This window comes from Olleya sp. ITB9, from assembly GCF_001315805.1.
GTDB classification, from domain to species: Bacteria; Bacteroidota; Bacteroidia; order Flavobacteriales; family Flavobacteriaceae; genus Olleya; species Olleya sediminilitoris.
Genome location: NZ_BCBW01000009.1, coordinates 70,319 through 90,011 on the forward strand (window position 1 = coordinate 70,319; position 19,693 = coordinate 90,011).

Sequence of the window (19,693 nt, forward strand, 5' to 3'; positions counted from 1 at the left end):
TTGTCAACTATTTTAGGGGTTATTTTTTTTGTAAGAAAATTTTTGTTAACTATTGATTTTAAGGTGTTTGAATGATTTTGTTAATGCTTTATAAAGTGCATATAAATACGTTAATATACATGTCTTTTTTTTAATCTTTTAGCAAGCATTATCTGTAATTATTATTAAAATACTGAATATCATTTATTTGTTGATAAAAAAATAATATAAAACATTAGGAATTTATTTATTCATTTTTCGAGTAAAAAAAGTAACTACTTAGCTAGTTACAAATTAATTTAATAGTATTTTTAAACTCTATTAGTTAATTATTATTCCATTTTATTATTTATGAAAAGCCTAATATTCCTCACAGCACTTGCTGTATCAGGTTATTTTAATCCCTCAACAATATCAAATAATTATGATATTCCAAATGCATTACATGCTTACAAAGTTTCTTTTGTTTCAGAAATCGATAGTTTAAATGAGAACCTCATTTTAAATTCATCAATACAAAATAATAACCAATGTTTTGTAGAAGATGGTATTTCAGTTACCGCTTTTAATAAAATATCTTCAAATTCTAATACTGTTAAAAGTAATATAGAAAAAAAAGAGATTTCTGACATAAATCAGAGTGCTGCTGCTGCTGGACAATATATTACTATAGACCAAACTACGTATAGTTTTAATGAATTAGTAACAGATGTTTTAGTTTCTAATACCTGTGCAGACATAACAAGTTTTAGTTACTTTACAGGAGTTAGTGTAGGTCAAGAGAATGGTATTGCTTATTTTACAGCAGATCCAGGTGTTTTTCCATTTGAATCTGGAGTTGTTTTAACAACAGGTTCAGCAATGGATTTAGTAGGTCCAAAAACGGGACCAGTTAGTAGTGGAGGTTGGGCAGGAAGTACCATTTTGGAAGACATGATTCCTTATATGAATCCTGGAGACTCTAATGATGCTACGTTAATTGATTTTAATTTCACTACTATTAAAAATACAATAAGTTTTGATTTTTTATTTGCTTCAGATGAATATGGAGGTTTTCAGTGTACTTATGGAGATGCTTTAGTTTTTAAATTAACAAATTTGGTAACCAATGTAGAATCAAACCTTGCGTTAGTACCTGGTACTACAGATTTTGTGTCAACTTTTACAGTCAGAGATAATACTTATAATGCCAGTTGCGCCTCAGTCAATCCTCAATATTTCGATTCTTATTACGGTACATCTGGCTTGCCTCTTGTAGACGATCCTATTAGTTTAAGAGGATATACAAAACCCATGACAGCATCTGCAACAGTTATTCCAAATGTACCCTATACACTTGAAATTATAATAGCAGATTATAATGACACTTCTTATAATTCTGCTGTGTTCTTAAAAGCAAAATCATTTGATGTCGGTGGTTATTTGGGTGATGATATTACCATCGCAAACGGAACAGCACAATGTGAGTCTACATCTATAACTTTGGATACAGAACTTCCATCAAATTCTCATTCATGGTATTTTAATGGTGTATTAATTCCTGGTGAAACAGGATCTACTTTGGATGTAACACAAACAGGTACTTATAGTGTTGATATAACACACTCTGGTTCTTGTGTAAGTTCGGACTCAATTTTAATCGAGTTTATTCCTAGCCCAACAATACAAAGTTTAACAGACTTAAGCTTATGTGATGATGGTACAGGTGTTGCACTTTTTGATTTTACCGACAATGAAACCTCTGCTATAGGAACTCAGGATCCGAGTACTGTAATGGTATCCTTTCACACCTCATATTCTCAGGCAGAACTAGATTTTGCTCCTATTTCTAATACTACTTCTTATTCAGGGACAAATGGTCAAACTATTTATGTTAGAATTGAAAATATTAGTGGTGGTTGTTATTCAATTGATTCTTTTTCATTGAATGTTTTAAATCCAGAAATTAATACAACTTCAAACCTTGAAGTCTGTGATGATAGTTCAAATGATGGTTTTGAAGCTTTCACATTAACAAATCAAGATGCTTCTATTTTAGGTTCACTAGATCCAACTTTATATAGTGTTACTTATTATTTAGATTTAGCAAATGCTAATTCAGGTACAAATGCTTTAAGTGATGGTTATATAAATACAACTAATCCTCAACCTATTTTTGTTAGAGTAGAAAGTGTTACAGATTCAACTTGTTATGAGGTTTCATCAACTGCAGAGTTTGATTTAGTAGTTAATGCTATTGCTACTGCTACACAACCTAATGATTTACAAGTTTGTGATGACTTAATGAATGATGGAGTAGAAGCTTTTGACCTTACCTCTCAAGAAATAGACATATTAAATGGTCAAAATTCAGCAGATTTTACTGTAAGTTTTTATGAAACACAATTAGAAAGTACTAGTGGAGTTAGCCCAATTGTTAATCCAACAGCTTACATTAATACAGCAAGTCCCTCACAGACTATTTATGTTAGAGTTGATAATAATTCAAATCCAACTTGTTTTGCAGAAACAACTTTTGATATTATTGTTAATCCTTTTCCAATCGTAGATTCCTCTCCAGATATCAATGTCTGTGATTCATATGTTTTACCAACTTTAGCTCCTAATAATTTTTATTATACAGCAATCGATGGACCTAACGGAAGTGGATCAATAGTTAATGAAGGTACAGTTATTACAACGTCTACAACTTTATTTGTATATGTAGTTACTGGAATAGCACCAAATGAGTGTTTTGACCAAAAAAGTTTTAACATAACTATTAATACATCACCTATAGCAGATACACCAATAGATGTTCAAGCTTGTGAGACTTATACATTACCAACATTGTCGCCTAATAATTTTTATTATACAGCAACAGGTGGACCAACTGGAAGTGGAACTCTCGTTGCTGAAGGAACAGTAATAACAACCACCACAACACTGTATGTTTATACCGAAAATGGTGTTACTCCAAATAATTGTTCAGATGAAAATGTATTTACAATTACCATAAACCCTTTTCCTGTAGCAGATGCTCCTTCAGATGTTAATGCTTGTGATAATTATATATTACCAACATTATCTACAAACAATAATTATTATACTGCAACAGGAGGACCAAACGGAAGTGGAACTTTAGTCGCTGATGGTACAGTGATTACAACATCTTCAGTGCTTTATGTATATTCTGAAATTGGTACAGCACCTAACATGTGTTCTGATGAAAACCTATTTAATATTACCATAAACACATCTCCCGTAGCAGATGCACCTACAGATGTACAAGCCTGCGAAACTTATACATTACCAACATTGTCAGCTGATAATTTTTACTACACAGCAACAGGAGGATCAAACGGAAGCGGAACCATTATAGCTGAAGGTACTGTAATAACTACAACAACCACACTATATGTTTATACAGAAAATGGTGTTGCTCCAAATGATTGTTCAGACGAAAATACATTTACAGTAACCATAAACCCTTTTCCTGTAGCGGACGCTCCTATAGATGTTAATGCCTGTGACAATTATATATTACCTGTATTATCAGCTAATAATTTTTATTATACAGAAACTGGAGGACCCAACGGAAGCGGAACTATAGTTGTAGAAGGAACAGTAATTAGCACGTCATCAACACTATACGTTTACACAGAAATTGGTATGGATCCAAATATGTGTTCTGATGAAAACATGTTTAATATCACAATAAATGCATCACCTGTAGCAGATGCTCCTTCAGATGTAGAAGTTTGTGACACTTATACCTTACCAATACTGTCACCTGATAATTTTTATTATACAGCAACAGGAGGTCCAAACGGAAGCGGTACGATGTTACCAGAAGGTTCTGATTTTACAAGCACAACAACGTTGTATGTATTTACTGAAAGTGGAGTTACTCCAAATAATTGTTCAGATGAAAGTACTTTTATAATTACAATTAATACCTCTCCAGTTGCTGACGCATCTGCAGATGTTCAAGCTTGTGATAGTTATATTTTACCAATATTATCTACAGATAATTTTTATTACACAGCAACAGGAGGACCAAGTGGAAGCGGAACTATTGTAGCTGAAGGAACAGTTATAAATTCATCCACAATACTTTATGTGTTTACTGAAAATGGTGTTTCTCCAAACATATGTTCTGACGAGAATATGCTTACCATAACAATTGATGATACTCCAGTAGCAGATGCTCCTGTAGATGTTCAAGCTTGTGATTCATATATATTACCTAATTTATCTCCTAATAACTTTTATTATACAGCGACAGGAGGATCAAATGGTACAGGTTTATTAGTTCCTGAAGGTACAGCCATAACAACTACAACAACAATGTATGTGTTTTCTGAAACAGCTACAAGTCCAAATAACTGTACAGATGAAAATGTTTTTAATATAACTATTGATGTTTCTCCTACAGCAGATGCTCCAGCTGATGTCCAATCATGTGATTCATACTTCTTGCCTAATTTATCTCCTGATAATTACTATTATACAGCAACAGGAGGTCCTAATGGATCAGGAAATATAGTAGCACCAGGAACTGAAATTACCAACAGTACAACTTTATATGTTTACACAGAATTAGGTTCTACACCAAATAACTGTACAGATGAAAATAGTTTCCAAGTTACTGTTAATACAACGCCTACCGCAGATGCACCAATAGATGTACAAGTCTGTGATACTTATGTTTTACCACAGTTATCGGCTAATAATAATTATTACACAGCTACAGGAGGTCCTTCAGGAACAGGAACTTTATTAAATCAAGGTGATATTATTACAAACTCGACAACGCTATTTGTTTATAGTCAAACAGGTGCAGGACCAAATTTTTGTATTGACGAAAATAATTTTAACATAATAATCAATACCTCTCCAATAGCAGATAATCCATCAGATGCTCAGTCTTGTGATATGTATGTTTTACCTGTTTTATCTCCAAATAATTTTTATTATTCACAAACAGGAGGACCAAACGGATCAGGAGTAATGCTTGCAGCTGGTGATACAATCACTATGTCAACGACATTATATATCTATACAGAGTCAGGTGTTGATCCATATAAATGTACAGATGAAAACATATTTAATATTACAATAGATGCTACACCAGTAGCAGATGCGCCTGCAAATGTACAATCTTGTGATACATATATATTACCTCAATTGTCTATCAATAATGCTTATTATACAGCAACAGGAGGACCAAATGGCGTTGGTAATTTAGTTTCAGAAGGAACATCAATTACAACGACCACTACTTTATATGTGTATTCTGATACAGCAACATCACCAAATAATTGTTTTGACGAGAATAGCTTTATTGTAATCATAGATTATTCTCCGGTTGCAGATGCACCAATGGATGTTCAAGCTTGTGATTCCTATATATTACCAATGTTATCTCCAAATAATAATTATTACACAGAAACAGATGGACCTTACGGAACTGGTAATATGATTACTGCTGGTACAGAAATTTTTGCAACAACAACTTTGTATGTTTTTTCAGAAGCTTTAACTTCTCCTAATAATTGTAAAGACGAAAATTCTTTTATCGTAAACGTTAATACCTCTCCAACAGTAAACCCTGTTGATGATATGATAATATGTGAGAATGATTTTGATAATTCAGAAGCTTTTGATTTAACCTCAAATGATGATATTATTATAAATAATCAAACTGATACAATGGTTACGTATCATAATTCTTTAATAGATGCGCAATTAGGTAATGCTGCAATTAATAATCCAGAATCTTATCAAAACGTTAGTAATCCTGAGACAGTTTATATCCGTTTAGAAAATCAGTTAACAGGTTGTTATGATGTTGGTGATTTTGATTTGATAGTCAATAATTCTGGAGCTTTGTTATCAACAACATCATTAACATTTTGTGATCCAGATAGTGATGGTTTTGGAGTATTTACATTAACAGATGCAGACCCAGCAATTATTGGAGGCGCACCTGGAATAGATTTATCTTATCATGAAACTTTAAGTGATGCACAACTTAACGTAAATGCTTTAACTAGTCCGTATTATAATATTGTAGAAAACAATCAAACTATTTATGTATCTATTAATAATTATAATAATGATTGTTCTTCGGTTGTATTTTTAAATTTAATCGTCTACCCAACCCCACAAATCACAGACCCAAGCCCATTAGAAGTTTGTGATAACGATACAGATGGTATTGCGGTTTTTGATTTAGAATTAAATAATGCAGAGATTTTAAACCAGTTAGATTCAGATACCAGTAACGATCTAGCAACAGCAGATTACACAATTACATTTTACGAGACTCTAGCCAATGCAGAAGTGCCACAAAATGCAATAGCAACCCCAAATGCTTACGTAAACACCACACCAGATTTACAAACCATTTGGGTAAGAGTAGACGATAACGCTAATGGATGTTCAACAATAACAACAATGGATTTAGTAGTTAATCCATTACCAGTATTAGTACAACCTGATGCATTAGAGTTATGTAACGCTACCGATTTACCAGGAGAAACTAGCGCTTTAGCCCAAGAAGAATTTACTTTAGAAGATGCCAATGCACAGATTTTAAACGGACAAAGTGGTATTACGTTAACGTACTACTTCACACAATTCGGAGCCGATAATGCAACAGCAGCAGACCAAATTTTAGTCCTTACACCAATGTTGCCAATGCACAAACCGTGTATATCAGAGCCGAAGACAATGTAACTAATTGCGTTAGTACCATTACTTTAGATTTACGAGTAAACCCAACACCATCACCACAAGCCACACCAGCAACATTAGTAGTATGTGACGATGACAATGACGGATTCTCAAGTTTTGACTTAGACAGTCAAACCACAGCAATTTTAAACGGAGAACCAGATGTCACTATTAGCTACCACGAAACAGAATCAGATGCCATCAACGACATTAATGTTTTAATAAGTCCATACACCAACATTGTAGCCAATACCCAAATGGTTTATGTACGTGCAGAAAACGACAATACAGGATGTTTTACTATCGTTATACTACCATTAGACGTACAACCCTCACCAGTAGTACCAGTAGCAATCGACGATTACGTAGTCTGTGATGATAATGACGATGGATTCAATCAATTTGATTTTGATACGGTAATGACACCTCAAATCTTAGGGACTCAAAACCCATCAGATTTCACACTAACATACCACACCACACAAGCCAATGCAGACACTGGAAGTAGTCCAATAGTCAACACAGGTAACTATACCAACGCGACCAACCCACAAACTATTTATATACGTTTAGTAAGCAATACCAATGGATGTGTTAGCACAGGCGAATTTATAATCAGTGTAGAATTTCCACCAGTAATCGTACAACCAACACCATTAACAATTTGTGATGAGTTAGACGCTAATTATTACGAAAACAATGATGAGATAGCCACTTTTGATTTAACCGTTAAAAATGATGAAATCACAGCAGGAGATGCTAGTTGGATCGTGACGTATTACGAAACACAAGCCGATGCTACCGCAGACAGTAATGCTATAGCAGACCCAACGCAATACACTAACATGATGGTCGGTACCAATCCAGCCAATCCACAAACAGTGTATGTACGTGTTACCGATGGCGACACAGGTTGTTTCTCATTCACAACCTTAACCATACGTGTATTACCCAACCCAACACCAGCACCAAACCCAGATAATATCGTGTTGTGTGATGATGTAGATGTAGTCGGACCAAACGATTTAATCGAAATCTTTGATCTAACCACAAACGAGGTAGCAACCATCAATGGCGAAGCTAACGTTAGTGCAAGTTACTACACAGACTTAGACGATGCCTTAATGGGAAGCAATCAGATTGTAGATCCAACCATGCATAGTAATGAAGATCCAAACAATCCAGGCATAGCCATTACACCACAAACTATATATGTACGTGTAACAAATGGATCAGATGCTTTAGGAACAGGCGGAACAGGATGTTTCACTATTGTAAGTTTTGATATCATGGTTAACCCATTACCAGCAGTAGTGCCAATATCAGATTATATTTATTGCGAGTTATTTAATGACGGACAATATGGATTTGATTTAGAGAGTAAAACGGACGAAATCCTAAACGGACAAGATCCAACCCTCTTTACAGTCACTTATCATGAGACACAAGCAGAAGCAGACCAATCAATGAATGACTTAGTTAGTCCATACACTAACACAAGTAACCCACAAACCATTTATGTAAACATCACTAATACCATCACTGGTTGTGATACCACAACAACGTTTGTGATAGAAGTTCAAGAAGCAGCACAAGTCAATCCAGACATGGAAAGCTTAGATTATTCAGAATGTGATGATAACATGGAAACCGATGGAGACACCACCAATGATAGTGTACAATTTGATTTAGAAAGTTTAAACGAAGAAGTATTAGACGGACAAGACCCATTAAGCTACATTGTAAGTTATTATGAGTCACAATCAGATGCAGATGCAGGAATCAATCCATTACCATTATTGTATGAAAACATCGTTAACCCACAAGTTATTTATGTAAGAGTAGATAACGACACCATGGTAGACGATGGAACCGGAACCATGGTAGACAGTTCAATCTGTTATGATACAGCCGAAATCACCTTACGAGTAAATCCATTACCAGAATTTGATTTAGAAGATAGTTATTTACTATGTATCAATACCAATGGATCAGAGGTAGTCAGCGCACCAATCATAGACACAGGATTAGATGAAACCCAATATACTTTCGAGTGGTTATTAGACGGATTAAGCCTTTCGGGAGAAACAGGAAGCAGTTTAGAGCCAACCCAAGCAGGTACTTATGAAGTTATAGTAACCAACGTAACCACAACATGTAATAACTCAGATACGACTATAGTCGAAGAAAGTGAGCCACCAACAGTAACCTATGAATTATTAACAGAAGCCTTTGCAGATGTTCACAACATAGAAGTTACAGCCACAGGAAACGGAACGGTAGCACTCTATGAGTTTAGTTTAGACGATGGACCATGGGAAAGTAATATCCCAAACAACGGAAGCTTTACCTTTACAGATGTAGGAGCAGGCGATCATATAATAACAGTAAGAGATATAAACGGATGTGGAGAGCGAAGTGTACCAGTATCAATCATGGACTATCCACACTTCTTCACACCAAACGAAGATGGGTTTAATGACACATGGAACATCTACGGAATCTCAAATCAACCAGATGCAGTTATTTACATATTTGATCGTTACGGAAAGCTAATAAAACAGTTAAGTCCAACCGGATCAGGATGGGATGGAACCTACAATGGTAACCCAATGCCAACCAGTGATTATTGGTTTACGGTAGATTACAAAGAGCAAAATGATACCAGCAACACCAGAAAACAATTTAAAGCGCACTTTACCCTAAAACGCTAAAGTAGCTTTAAAAGCAAATAGTAATACACAAAAAAAAGCCTGAACATTATGTTCAGCTTTTTTTATAAAGAAAAGTACTTATTTAATGGCAATCATACTAATTTCTACATTGACAAACTTAGGAAGATTAGCAACTTCTACAGTTTCTCTTGCTGGTGCAGTTGTTTCATCAAAATAGGTTCCGTAGACTTCATTTATTTCTGAAAAGTTATGCATGTCATTAATAAAAATCGAGGTTTTAATAACGTTTTCAAAAGTCATGTCAGCAGCTTCTAAAACAGCTTTCATGTTTTCCATAACTTGTTTAGTCTCTGTTTTAATATCATCCATCACTAATTTTCCAGTTTTTGGATGTAAAGCAATTTGGCCTGATGTATATAATGTGTTTCCACTTAAAATAGCTTGATTGTATGGTCCAATAGGAGCAGGGGCTTTAGTTGTAGAAATAATCTTTTTCATAGTAAGAGTGTTTAATTTCCGCGTAAGCGAAACATTTATAGTATTTACAAGCTTTCGTCTGGTTTACGTCTTTGCTCGTATTTTAAGTCTTTAAGTATACTTGATTTTATTCCTATAAAGAAATTCCAACTGTTATATGTACCAAAAGGTACCCATGAAAAATTCATTCTCCAGCTTAATAAATCACGCTCAAAACGCAATTGCGTTAAACCAAAGCCTTTATTTTTAAAGTCATAACTTGAGGATCCTCCAATAGACCATTTAGGAGTTAATTCAATATCACCAGAAAACATTAATGAGTGTGAAGATATTTCGTTTTGACGTGTGCTATTTGCATAGTTAACAGCGTAGGCAAACCTTAAGCTCCATGGTATTTTATTATTATAAAATTCATCAGGTTCTCGTTCTTCTTTATCTTCGTCTCTTTGGTTTAATTGTTGATTAGCAAAATCTTGTGATACACCAAATAAATCATCTTCACGTCCACCGCTTAATAATCTATCATCAACAGCATCTTCATCATTTTTTGTATTACCACTTTTACTACTTAAACTATAGCTCATGGTCAAATTAGCACTTGTTAGTCTAAATAAACTTCCTCCATTATTTATGTTGAAAGTATTAATTTTTTTATTATTTGAATTTAGAGCATAGGGATCTAAATTAGCTCCAAAATTAATATTCATTTTATTATCTAGTAATTGTGTTCCTCCTGAGATTCTTAAAGGGCTCCATTTTAAGGAGTCTCCTGCAACATTATAAGAAGTAGAGAAATTTAAATTATTTAATAATTTAATTTTTTTTGGCTCTAATTTGGTTGAATCTGAGTCTTTAATTTTAGCTTCAAAATTGTTAGAAACAGCTATTCCTACAGAACTTGAAAATGTCTTGTTAGGAGTTCCAAATATACTGTTTTCAAATCTTGTATACTCACTTTTGGTTGTCCCATTAGCATCGATAACTTCAAATTCATCGTAATAATTATCAAAAGAAGGGTTTATATTATAGTTTAAACTGGGTCTAATTACATGGCGTATCGCTTGTAGTTTTTTATCTTTATTAAAATTGAAAATCCCATATAAAGTTGTACCAATACTAGTACTAAAATTGTATGTTCTAAAAGCGTCAAAACCATTAACTTCCCTAGTAACTATCTCTTCGTTATCAAAATCATAATTTTTTTCAATTGTTTTTATAGCCCATGTTTCTTGAAAATTAGTGCTTGCAGTTACACTAAAGTGATCAAAAATTTTAAAATTAGTACTTATAGGTATAGTGTGTTGGGCACCTACTTTTGCATCATTAAACATTTCTTTTTTAAAAAATAATGAATCAGTTGTTACTATTCTGTTTTCAGCTCTCACACTATATTGAAAGTTAATGTTTTGAATAACACCTTTTTTTGTTCCATCTTTTCCGGCAAAAGGAAAAATTCTACTTAAACTACCTTGAAAAGTTGGTAGAGTCATATTGATGCTTTCTGTTTGTGTATTTTGACTATGTGTGGCTGCTAAACTAATATTAGCTTGTGGTTCACCTTGAAAAGTTTTAGAGTATGAAACAGATGATGATAAAGTGTTGTTTTGTGTATTAGGTAAGTTTAATTGATTGATAGACTGAGTATAATAATTACTGCTACCTAAGTTTACAGAGGCTGCAAATCTTGAGTTTGGACTTGCTTTAGCATCTTGACTATGAGACCAACGTAAGTTATATATTGTTGTTTTTGCATAATCAGGAAAACCTCTTTCACTAGTAATTAGGTTTTCATATCTAAAACCTAAATTTCCATTGTATTTATATCGTTTTGCATATTTATTCTCTAATCTTAAACCATAACTTCCATTGGTATAATAGTCACCCAAAATAGCCAAGTCTACATGATCACTAATAGGAAAGTAATAACCTCCATTTTGTAAAAAATAGCCTCTATTTCCGTCTTCACCAAAACTAGGAAAAATAATACCAGAAGTACGCTTTTTGGATAACGGAAAAAATGCAAAAGGTAAACCTATTGGTGTAGGCACATCATAGATAAATAAGTTGGTTAAACCAGTAATTACTTTTTTGTTTGGTACTAATTTACCTTTTCTAATTAAAAAGTAATATTCAGGATCTTCTACATTATCAGAAGTTGTAAATTTTGAATTTCTTAGGTAGTAAACCGAGTCATTTACACGCTTAGTCGTTTCGGTAATTAGTCTACCTTGTTGTTGTTCTGTTACAGAATTATATATTAACCCCTTTCTAGTTTGTGTATTAAATACAATCGAGTCTGGCTCAATAACATTTTCGCCTTGTTTAAAAACAGGTTTTTGGGTATATTCTCCTAATGAGTCTTTGATTCCTTTAGCATAGACTAAATCATTATTGTAATCTAAAATAATTACACCTGCAGAAATGTCCATATCTTCATAAAGTATTTGTGCTTCATTATATAGATACATTTTACCTTCTTTTTGCTTATAAGACATATAGTCTGTAGCTTTGTATGAAATTGTGCTGCTTAATAAAGGTTTAGGTTTAATGGAATCTGTAATTGTACTATCCGTTTCTGTTTTAGGACCTAACAATTCCTTGACGTTAACATCAACTGTAGAAGAATCTTTTTGTTTAGTTACAAGTGTTTGTTTATCCTCAATAGGTGATATTGAAGTGCCATCCTTGGGTAAATCCCCTTGGGCAAAGCCAAAAGTGTTAATAAACACTGTAAAACTCAAACTAAAAAGTATATAAAGACTATTTGTACGCAACGGTTTTAAATGTATTTTTGTAAAAGTATGGCTTGGTTTTTGAATTGACAAAACTACATATATTTTTTTGTGAATGTTTTAATATTCGTTAAAAATTATATTTCATACTAAACGAAATAATTAATGGTTATATCCTATATGCAAACGTACATTTTTAAAATTATATTATCCTTTACAATAGTATTAACATTTATTAACTTTCAAATTGCTAATGCACAAAGTACTAGTGGTAAATTTATTGTTGTGCTTGATGCAGGTCATGGTGGAGATGATCCAGGAAATTTGGGTAATGGTCATAAAGAAAAGGACATTGTTCTAAAAATTGTTTTAGAAGTCGGTAAAAGCCTAGAAAAAAACAAAGACATTAAGGTTATCTATACCAGAAAGACCGACGTGTTTGTTAAATTAAGGGAAAGAGCTGCAATTGCAAACAGGGCTGATGCAGATTTGTTTGTGTCTGTCCACTGTAACTCACATTCTTCACAAGCATCCGGAACTGAAACTTTTGTACTAGGAGTTGCTAATACTAAACGTAATTTTGACATCGCTAAAAAAGAAAACGAAGTTATTTTTTTGGAAGACGATTATAAAAAAGACTATAAGGGATTTGATCCTGATGCACCAGAATCTTTAATAGGATTAGCTTTTCAACAAGAAGATTATGTTGAACAAAGTATAAAACTAGCAAGATTAATTGAAGATAGTTTTATTGGTAAATCTAAACGAAAAAGTAGAGGGATCAAGCAAGCTAGCCTTTGGGTTTTACACAATACATACATGCCAAGTGTGTTAGTTGAAGTTGGTTTTTTAACAAATAATGCCGAGGGGAAATTTTTAAATTCTAAAAGTGGTCAGTCTAAAATGGCAGCCTCAATACTTGAAGCTATTAACGCTTACAAAAAGAATTTAGATTTAAATGTCGGTGATAGTTATGTTGGAGATGTTACAATAGAAGATACCATTTCTTCAGAAGTACATACTATTGAAAACACAGTTTTTAAAATTCAGATTGCTGCTAGCTCTAATGCTTTAGAGCCTATGTCCTATAATTTTAAAGGTTTAAATGACATTTCACGCGAAAAGCAAGATGGCTTATATAAATATTATTACGGTTATACCTCTGACTATAATAAAGCACAAAAGCTTCAAATTGAAGCAAAAAATAAAGGCTACAAAGATGCTTATATTGTAGCACTTAAAGACGGAAAACAAGTAAAACTGTCAGAAGTCTTAAAAACCGAAGCTAATTAGAACCATTCTTTTATATTTATTTTCTAATTTTGTTACCAATCTAAATTTCATACCTTGAAACTATCACTAGAAGTTAAAACAGCCATATTAGTCATACTTGGAATAATATTCTTCATTTTTGGATTTAGCTATCTAAAAGGAAATAACATTTTTGATTCCAATAATACATACTATACAGAGTTTGATTATAACTCATTAGCAGTATCTGCTCCTGTCACTATAAAAGGGAATAAAGTAGGTAAAGTAAAAGAAATCAAATACGATTTTGAAACTGGTAAAACCAGAGTTGCTTTTTCAGTAGATAAACAACTTAAGTTTTCAAAAAATAGCACTATTAACATGTATCAAACTGGTTTAATGGGGGGAAATGCATTGGCTATTCAACCAGCAGACGATAATCAAATGGCCCAAGATGGAGATTTGATACAATCTAAAGTTGAAGATGGCTTAGTTACTAGTCTTACCAGCGATTTTTCTCAGTTAAGTACCAATCTAGACGGAACCTTACAAACTGTAGATACTTTAATGGGTAACCTTAATGGTTTGGTAGCAGATCAGTCAGAAAATGGTTTAAAAAATACATTAGCCGAGTTAAATTCTACCTTAAAATCATACAAAGGTTTAGCTTACTCTATTAATTCTGTTGTAAAAAAGAATGATGAAAATATTACCTCAATGGTAGATAATTTTACGACCACTAGCACTAATTTAAGCGAAATGAGTGAGAAGCTAAAGCAAGTAGATATTACTAAAACGGTATCTGATTTAGAATCTACTTTATCAAGTGTAAATACTATGCTAGCAAGTGTGAAAAACGGAGAAGGATCAATGGGTAAATTACTTAACGATGATAAATTATATAACAATCTAGAAGGTGCTGCTTTGCAAATGGAACAACTTTTAGAGGACATGAAGCTTAACCCTAAACGTTATGTGCATTTTTCATTATTCGGAAAAAAAGCAAAACGTTATGATGCTGAGGGTAACGAAATTAAAGAAGAAAAGAAAGATTAAGACAAAAACTAACTAACTTATGGAATACATACCAAATATAATTTTTGCCATAATACTTGCTGTAGGTATTGGCTATTTTGCAAACAATGTTAAAAAGTTAATTCGTAATATTAAACTTGGTAAAGACCAAGACGTTTCGGATAACAAACCACAACGTTGGAAAAATATGGCTTATATTGCTTTAGGACAAAGCAAAATGGTAAAACGACCAATAGCAGGTATTTTACACGTTGTTGTATATGTTGGATTTGTAATTATTAATATCGAGGTTCTAGAAATCATTATCGATGGATTATTTGGAACACACAGGATTGGTCACAAATTCTTACCAGAATCAATCTACGGACTTTTAATAGGTAGCTTTGAGATATTAGCAGTATTAGTACTAGTATCAGTTATAATTTTCTGGGTAAGACGTAACGTTATTAAAATCAAACGTTTTATCAAATCAGAGATGAAGGGTTGGCCAAAAGCAGATGGTAATATAATCCTTTATTTTGAAGTCGTACTTATGTGTCTATTTTTAGTCATGAATGCTACAGATACAGTATTTCAAGGTTATAATTCAGGAAATGTAATCAGTCAATTTATAGCACCTTTATTTGAAGGATTATCAGAATCTACATTACATATCATAGAGCGTGCAGCTTGGTGGTTACACATTGTAGGGATTTTAGCATTCTTAAATTATCTGTATTTTTCAAAACACTTACACATATTATTAGCATTCCCAAATACATACTACGGTAAATTAACACCAAAAGGGCAATTTGCTAATAATCCAGTAGTAACTAAAGAGGTTAAAATGATGATGGATCCAAACGCAGATCCATTTGCAGCAGCACCAGAAGGAGAAGAAGATGCAGTACCAGAAAAATTTGGAGCTAGTGATGTGCAAGATTTAAGTTGGGTAAACCTATTAAATGCTTACACATGTACAGAATGTGGACGTTGTACCAGTGAGTGTCCTGCAAACCTAACAGGAAAAAAATTGTCACCACGTAAAATCATGATGGATACTAGAGACCGTCTAGTAGAAGTTGGTAAAAATATAGATGCTAACAAAGGGACCTTTGTTGACGATGGTAAACAGTTATTAGGCGATTACATCACACCAGAAGAAATTTGGGCATGTACAAGTTGTAATGCCTGTGTAGAGGCTTGTCCAGTAAGTATCGATCCATTAAACATTATTATGCAAATGCGTCAATACTCTGTAATGGAAGAAAGTGCAGCTCCAACCGAGTTAAACAACATGATGACCAATATAGAAAACAATGGTGCACCTTGGCCATATAACCAAATGGACCGTTTAAATTGGAAAGACGAGTAATATAATTTGGGCGTTACCACAAGGGTCGCGCTATCCATTATATCTTTTTTTGCCATATATGGCAGCAAAAAAAGGATGCCAATACTATCGCTAACGCAAAAAAATGAGTTTTATATTAAAAATACCATCAAAAACAAGATTAATACTAGGCCTATCGCTAACAGTATTAGGAATATTGTCTCTATTTATTTTAGATAATTATGACACAGGTTTTTTAGGAGGATTTTTATCAGGTATTTTAGTAGGAACAGGAGTTGGACTTGTAATAACTTATAAACAAAAAGCAAATTGAAAATTAGTCTTTACATACTAATAATACTAACCATTAGCTTAGCTAAGCTTCAGGCACAAGATTATAAAAAAGACTCACTTCAATTTAAAATAATTACCAATATAAAGTATAACTCTAGCCAAGTAGAAGACATCAAATTAAAAAAAGTCATGTGTGATTATTGCACAGACAATCAAAAAAAACAATTAGGATTACAAGCATTAAAATTAGCAGCTTTAGAGCAATATGATCCAAAAAATAAATTAGAAAACGGAATTAAAATCTTATCCATTTATATAAGATTATCTAAAACCGATTTTTTAGCATTAAAATAATATTTATTATGAGCGAACAACTTATAGTGCCAACTATGGCAGAAATGATGAGCCAAGGAAAAACTCCAGATATTTTATTTTGGGTTGGATCTGCAGGAAGTTATGATGACAGAGCAAAAAAAATTACTAAAGCTTTTGTAAAAATACTAAACAAAGCAAATGTAAATTTTGCAGTATTAGGAGCAGAAGAAAGTGCTACAGGTGATCTTGCTAAACGTGCAGGAAACGAGTTTTTGTTTCAGATGCAAGCAGTAATGAATATTGAAGTACTTAATGCTTACGAGGTTAAACGTATTGTAACATGTGATCCACATTCATTTAATTGTATCAAAAATGAATATCCAGGATTAGGAGGTAATTATGAGGTATTACACCACACACAATTTATCAAAGAGTTAATAGACAAAAAACTAATTGAAGTTACAGATAATAGCTTTAAAGGTAAACGTATTACTTTTCATGATCCATGTTATTTGGGACGTGCTAATTCAGAGTATGAAGCACCAAGAGAAGTATTATCTGTTTTAAATGCTAATCTTCAAGAAATGAAACGTAGCAAAGCAACTGCTTTGTGTTGTGGAGCAGGAGGAGCACAAATGTTTAAAGAACCAGAAAAAGGTGATAAAGATATAAACGAGTTAAGAACTGAAGATGCATTAGCAACCAATCCTGATATTATCGCTACAGGTTGTCCTTATTGCATGACCATGATGTCTGATGGTGTAAAAGTCAAAGAAAAAGAAAACGAAATAAAAGTTTTAGACGTAGCCGAGTTAATTGCAAATGCTCAAAACCTATAATGGATATTAAAAAATATATTATAACTGGATTAATATCAGGTTTAGTTTTTGCCATATTATTAGCAGGATGGGATTATTACAAACAAAATCCATTTTCTGTTTTAAAATTTGTGATACATACAGTTGTTTTTGGAGCTTTTAATGGTTACATGACTTACAGAAAAGCAAAAAATGTAAACTAATATTATAAAAGCACTTTTTTAAAGTGCTTTTAGTTTTAAAACAAAACAGTACTCATGACTAAAGAAATATTTCTTTTAAACATTTCAGGACAAGATAAACCAGGATTAACCTCTGGATTGACTAATGTTTTGGCACATTATGGAGCTAAAATTTTAGATATTGGACAAGCAAATATTCATGATACATTATCCTTAGGATTTATGTTTGAAATCGAATCTGGTAACAATTCGGCTTCAGTTTTAAAAGATTTATTATTTAAAGCTTATGAGCTTGGTGTAAAAGCTAAATTCACACCAATCTCTTTAGAAGATTATGAAAAATGGGTTAATCTTCAAGGTAAAGACCGTTATATTGTTACTATTCTTGGAGAGAAGTTGACTGCAGAACAAATTTCTGAAGTCACTAAATTTATTTCAGATAAAAATCTAAATATAGATGCAATCAAGCGTCTAACTGGTCGTACATCATTAGTTAAAGAAGCAGATTATCCAAGAGCATCCATTCAATTATCTATAAGAGGTAAAATTGAAAGTAAAGCAGAGTTTACTGAAAAATTCATGCAAATATCACATGATTTAGATGTAGATATTGCTTTTCAAGAAGATAATATATATCGTCGTAACCGTAGATTAGTGTTTTTTGATATGGATTCAACACTAATTCAAGCAGAAGTTATTGATAAACTTGCAGAACTTGCAGGAGTTGGTGACCAGGTTAAAGCTATTACGGAATCTGCAATGCAAGGCGAAATTGATTTCAACGAAAGTTTTAAACAACGCATGAAACTATTAAAAGGTTTAAGCGAAGAGGTTTTGCATGATGTTGCTGTTAATTTGCCAATAACAAAAGGCGCAAGACGATTAATAGACACCTTAAAAAAATACGGTTTCAAAACTGCAATTTTATCAGGTGGATTTACTTATTTTGGACATTATCTCCAGAAAGAATTAGGTATGGATTATGTATATGCCAATCAATTGGAAATTAAAGATGGTAAATTAACAGGAGGATACCTTGGTGAGATTGTTGATGGAAATAAAAAAGCAGAGTATTTAAAAGAAATTGCAATTAAAGAAGGGATTGACATTAGTCAAACCATTGCAGTAGGTGATGGAGCCAATGATCTACCAATGCTAAACCTAGCAGGTTTAGGCATTGCATTTCATGCCAAACCAAAAGTTAAAAATAACGCACAAAGTGCAATATCAAGTATTGGTTTAGATGGTGTTTTATATTTATTAGGATATCATGATAGACATATTGATTTAATAGAATAACAACATGTTAGTACAATTTAATACATTACCCGAAACTTCAAGAGTTTGGATTTACCAAGCCAATAGATCTTTTTCTGACACCGAATTAGAAGAAATCAAATCAAAATTAGATGTTTTTATCGAAAGTTGGACAGCTCATGGTAGCGATTTAAAAGCAGGATATGATATAAGATATAAACGTTTTATAATTATAGCTTTAGATCAAGAATTAAATCAAGCTACAGGTTGTAGTATTGATGCTTCAGTGACATTTATTCAACAATTAGAAAAAGAATATAACGTAGATTTACTTGATAAAATGAATGTGTCTTACAAACAAGGTGAATTTGTAGCTCATAAAACACTTACTGATTTCAGAAAAATGGCTAAACAAAAAGCGGTTTCTAAAAACACAATCGTCTTTAATAATCTAGTTACCAGTATTGGAGAGTTAAATGAGAGTTGGGAAATACCAGCTAGTCAAAGTTGGCATAATCGTTTTTTAAATTAAATTGTTTACAACTGCCTTTATAATTCTCTCTTAAAGTGCTTTATTAATCATAAGAAAAGTACTAATTTGGCATTGTTTTTAGTTGTATAGTAAAGTACAACTTTAAAAGTCACA

Annotated in this window: 13 protein-coding genes; 11 read left to right on the forward strand and 2 right to left on the reverse strand. The window is 32.7% G+C overall.

The genetic code is table 11. The features are described 5' to 3' along the window. Positions 1-330 precede the first annotated feature (330 nt). Both ITB9_RS15745 and ITB9_RS15750 read left to right on the forward strand, forming a co-directional pair. Positions 331-6,702, forward strand: coding sequence for a choice-of-anchor L domain-containing protein (locus ITB9_RS15745; protein WP_054850818.1), 6,372 nt, complete (start codon positions 331-333; stop codon positions 6,700-6,702). Further along, positions 6,675-9,413 carry a T9SS type B sorting domain-containing protein gene (locus ITB9_RS15750; RefSeq protein ID WP_054850819.1) on the forward strand — a complete coding sequence of 913 codons (2,739 nt, stop codon included), beginning with the start codon at positions 6,675-6,677 and terminating at the stop codon, positions 9,411-9,413. Before ITB9_RS15745 ends, ITB9_RS15750 begins: the two co-directional genes overlap by 28 nt. Positions 9,414-9,491: 78 nt before the next feature. Here the strand turns inward: ITB9_RS15750 and ITB9_RS01340 are convergent, their stop codons facing one another. Both ITB9_RS01340 and ITB9_RS01345 read right to left on the reverse strand, forming a co-directional pair. Continuing rightward, positions 9,492-9,872: a RidA family protein gene (locus ITB9_RS01340; RefSeq protein ID WP_054850820.1), complete on the reverse strand. Its 381-nt coding sequence runs from the start codon at positions 9,870-9,872 to the stop codon at positions 9,492-9,494. A 44-nt stretch (positions 9,873-9,916) separates the two neighbouring features. Next, a complete protein-coding gene (locus ITB9_RS01345; RefSeq protein ID WP_054850821.1) occupies positions 9,917-12,676 on the reverse strand; it encodes a putative LPS assembly protein LptD in 2,760 nt (919 codons plus the stop codon). Between the two features lie 72 nt (positions 12,677-12,748). Between ITB9_RS01345 and ITB9_RS01350 the strand changes: the two genes are divergently transcribed. The 9 genes from ITB9_RS01350 (at position 12,749) to ITB9_RS01390 (ending at position 19,579) form a co-directional block, all read left to right on the forward strand. Continuing rightward, complete coding sequence (locus ITB9_RS01350) at positions 12,749-13,876, forward strand: N-acetylmuramoyl-L-alanine amidase (RefSeq protein WP_261975531.1); 1,128 nt, start codon at positions 12,749-12,751, stop codon at positions 13,874-13,876. Between the two features lie 54 nt (positions 13,877-13,930). After that, the gene (locus ITB9_RS01355) at positions 13,931-14,890 is read left to right on the forward strand and encodes an MlaD family protein (RefSeq protein WP_054850823.1); all 960 of its coding nucleotides are present in this window, start codon (positions 13,931-13,933) and stop codon (positions 14,888-14,890) included. 19 nt (positions 14,891-14,909) lie between these two features. Then, positions 14,910-16,223, forward strand: coding sequence for a 4Fe-4S dicluster domain-containing protein (locus ITB9_RS01360; RefSeq protein ID WP_028290650.1), 1,314 nt, complete (start codon positions 14,910-14,912; stop codon positions 16,221-16,223). A 103-nt stretch (positions 16,224-16,326) separates the two neighbouring features. Then, positions 16,327-16,515, forward strand: coding sequence for a hypothetical protein (locus ITB9_RS01365; protein WP_054850824.1), 189 nt, complete (start codon positions 16,327-16,329; stop codon positions 16,513-16,515). After that, positions 16,512-16,829 carry a hypothetical protein gene (locus ITB9_RS01370; protein ID WP_261975532.1) on the forward strand — a complete coding sequence of 106 codons (318 nt, stop codon included), beginning with the start codon at positions 16,512-16,514 and terminating at the stop codon, positions 16,827-16,829. The genes ITB9_RS01365 and ITB9_RS01370 overlap by 4 nt, the downstream gene beginning before the upstream one ends. Positions 16,830-16,837: 8 nt before the next feature. Next, complete coding sequence (locus ITB9_RS01375; RefSeq protein WP_028607818.1) at positions 16,838-17,629, forward strand: (Fe-S)-binding protein; 792 nt, start codon at positions 16,838-16,840, stop codon at positions 17,627-17,629. Beyond that, a complete protein-coding gene (locus ITB9_RS01380; RefSeq protein ID WP_054850825.1) occupies positions 17,629-17,811 on the forward strand; it encodes a hypothetical protein in 183 nt (60 codons plus the stop codon). Before ITB9_RS01375 ends, ITB9_RS01380 begins: the two co-directional genes overlap by 1 nt. A 54-nt stretch (positions 17,812-17,865) precedes the next feature. After that, positions 17,866-19,089, forward strand: a complete 1,224-nt coding sequence (gene serB / locus ITB9_RS01385) for a phosphoserine phosphatase SerB (protein ID WP_054850826.1) — start codon at positions 17,866-17,868, stop codon at positions 19,087-19,089. Positions 19,090-19,093: 4 nt separating this feature from the next. Further along, positions 19,094-19,579: a hypothetical protein gene (locus ITB9_RS01390; RefSeq protein ID WP_054850827.1), complete on the forward strand. Its 486-nt coding sequence runs from the start codon at positions 19,094-19,096 to the stop codon at positions 19,577-19,579. The last annotated feature ends 114 nt before the right edge of the window (positions 19,580-19,693 follow it).

Bases quoted from the DNA above. Each gene is read 5' to 3' on its own strand.
- ITB9_RS15745 (WP_054850818.1), top strand. From the start codon at position 331: ATGAAAAGCCTAATATTCCTCACAGCACTTGCTGTATCAGGTTATTTT.
- ITB9_RS01340 (WP_054850820.1), bottom strand. From the start codon at position 9,872: ATGAAAAAGATTATTTCTACAACTAAAGCCCCTGCTCCTATTGGACCA.
- ITB9_RS01350 (WP_261975531.1), top strand. From the start codon at position 12,749: ATGGTTATATCCTATATGCAAACGTACATTTTTAAAATTATATTATCC.
- ITB9_RS01360 (WP_028290650.1), top strand. From the start codon at position 14,910: ATGGAATACATACCAAATATAATTTTTGCCATAATACTTGCTGTAGGT.
- ITB9_RS01365 (WP_054850824.1), top strand. From the start codon at position 16,327: ATGAGTTTTATATTAAAAATACCATCAAAAACAAGATTAATACTAGGC.
- ITB9_RS01375 (WP_028607818.1), top strand. From the start codon at position 16,838: ATGAGCGAACAACTTATAGTGCCAACTATGGCAGAAATGATGAGCCAA.
- ITB9_RS01380 (WP_054850825.1), top strand. From the start codon at position 17,629: ATGGATATTAAAAAATATATTATAACTGGATTAATATCAGGTTTAGTT.
- serB (WP_054850826.1), top strand. From the start codon at position 17,866: ATGACTAAAGAAATATTTCTTTTAAACATTTCAGGACAAGATAAACCA.
- ITB9_RS01390 (WP_054850827.1), top strand. From the start codon at position 19,094: ATGTTAGTACAATTTAATACATTACCCGAAACTTCAAGAGTTTGGATT.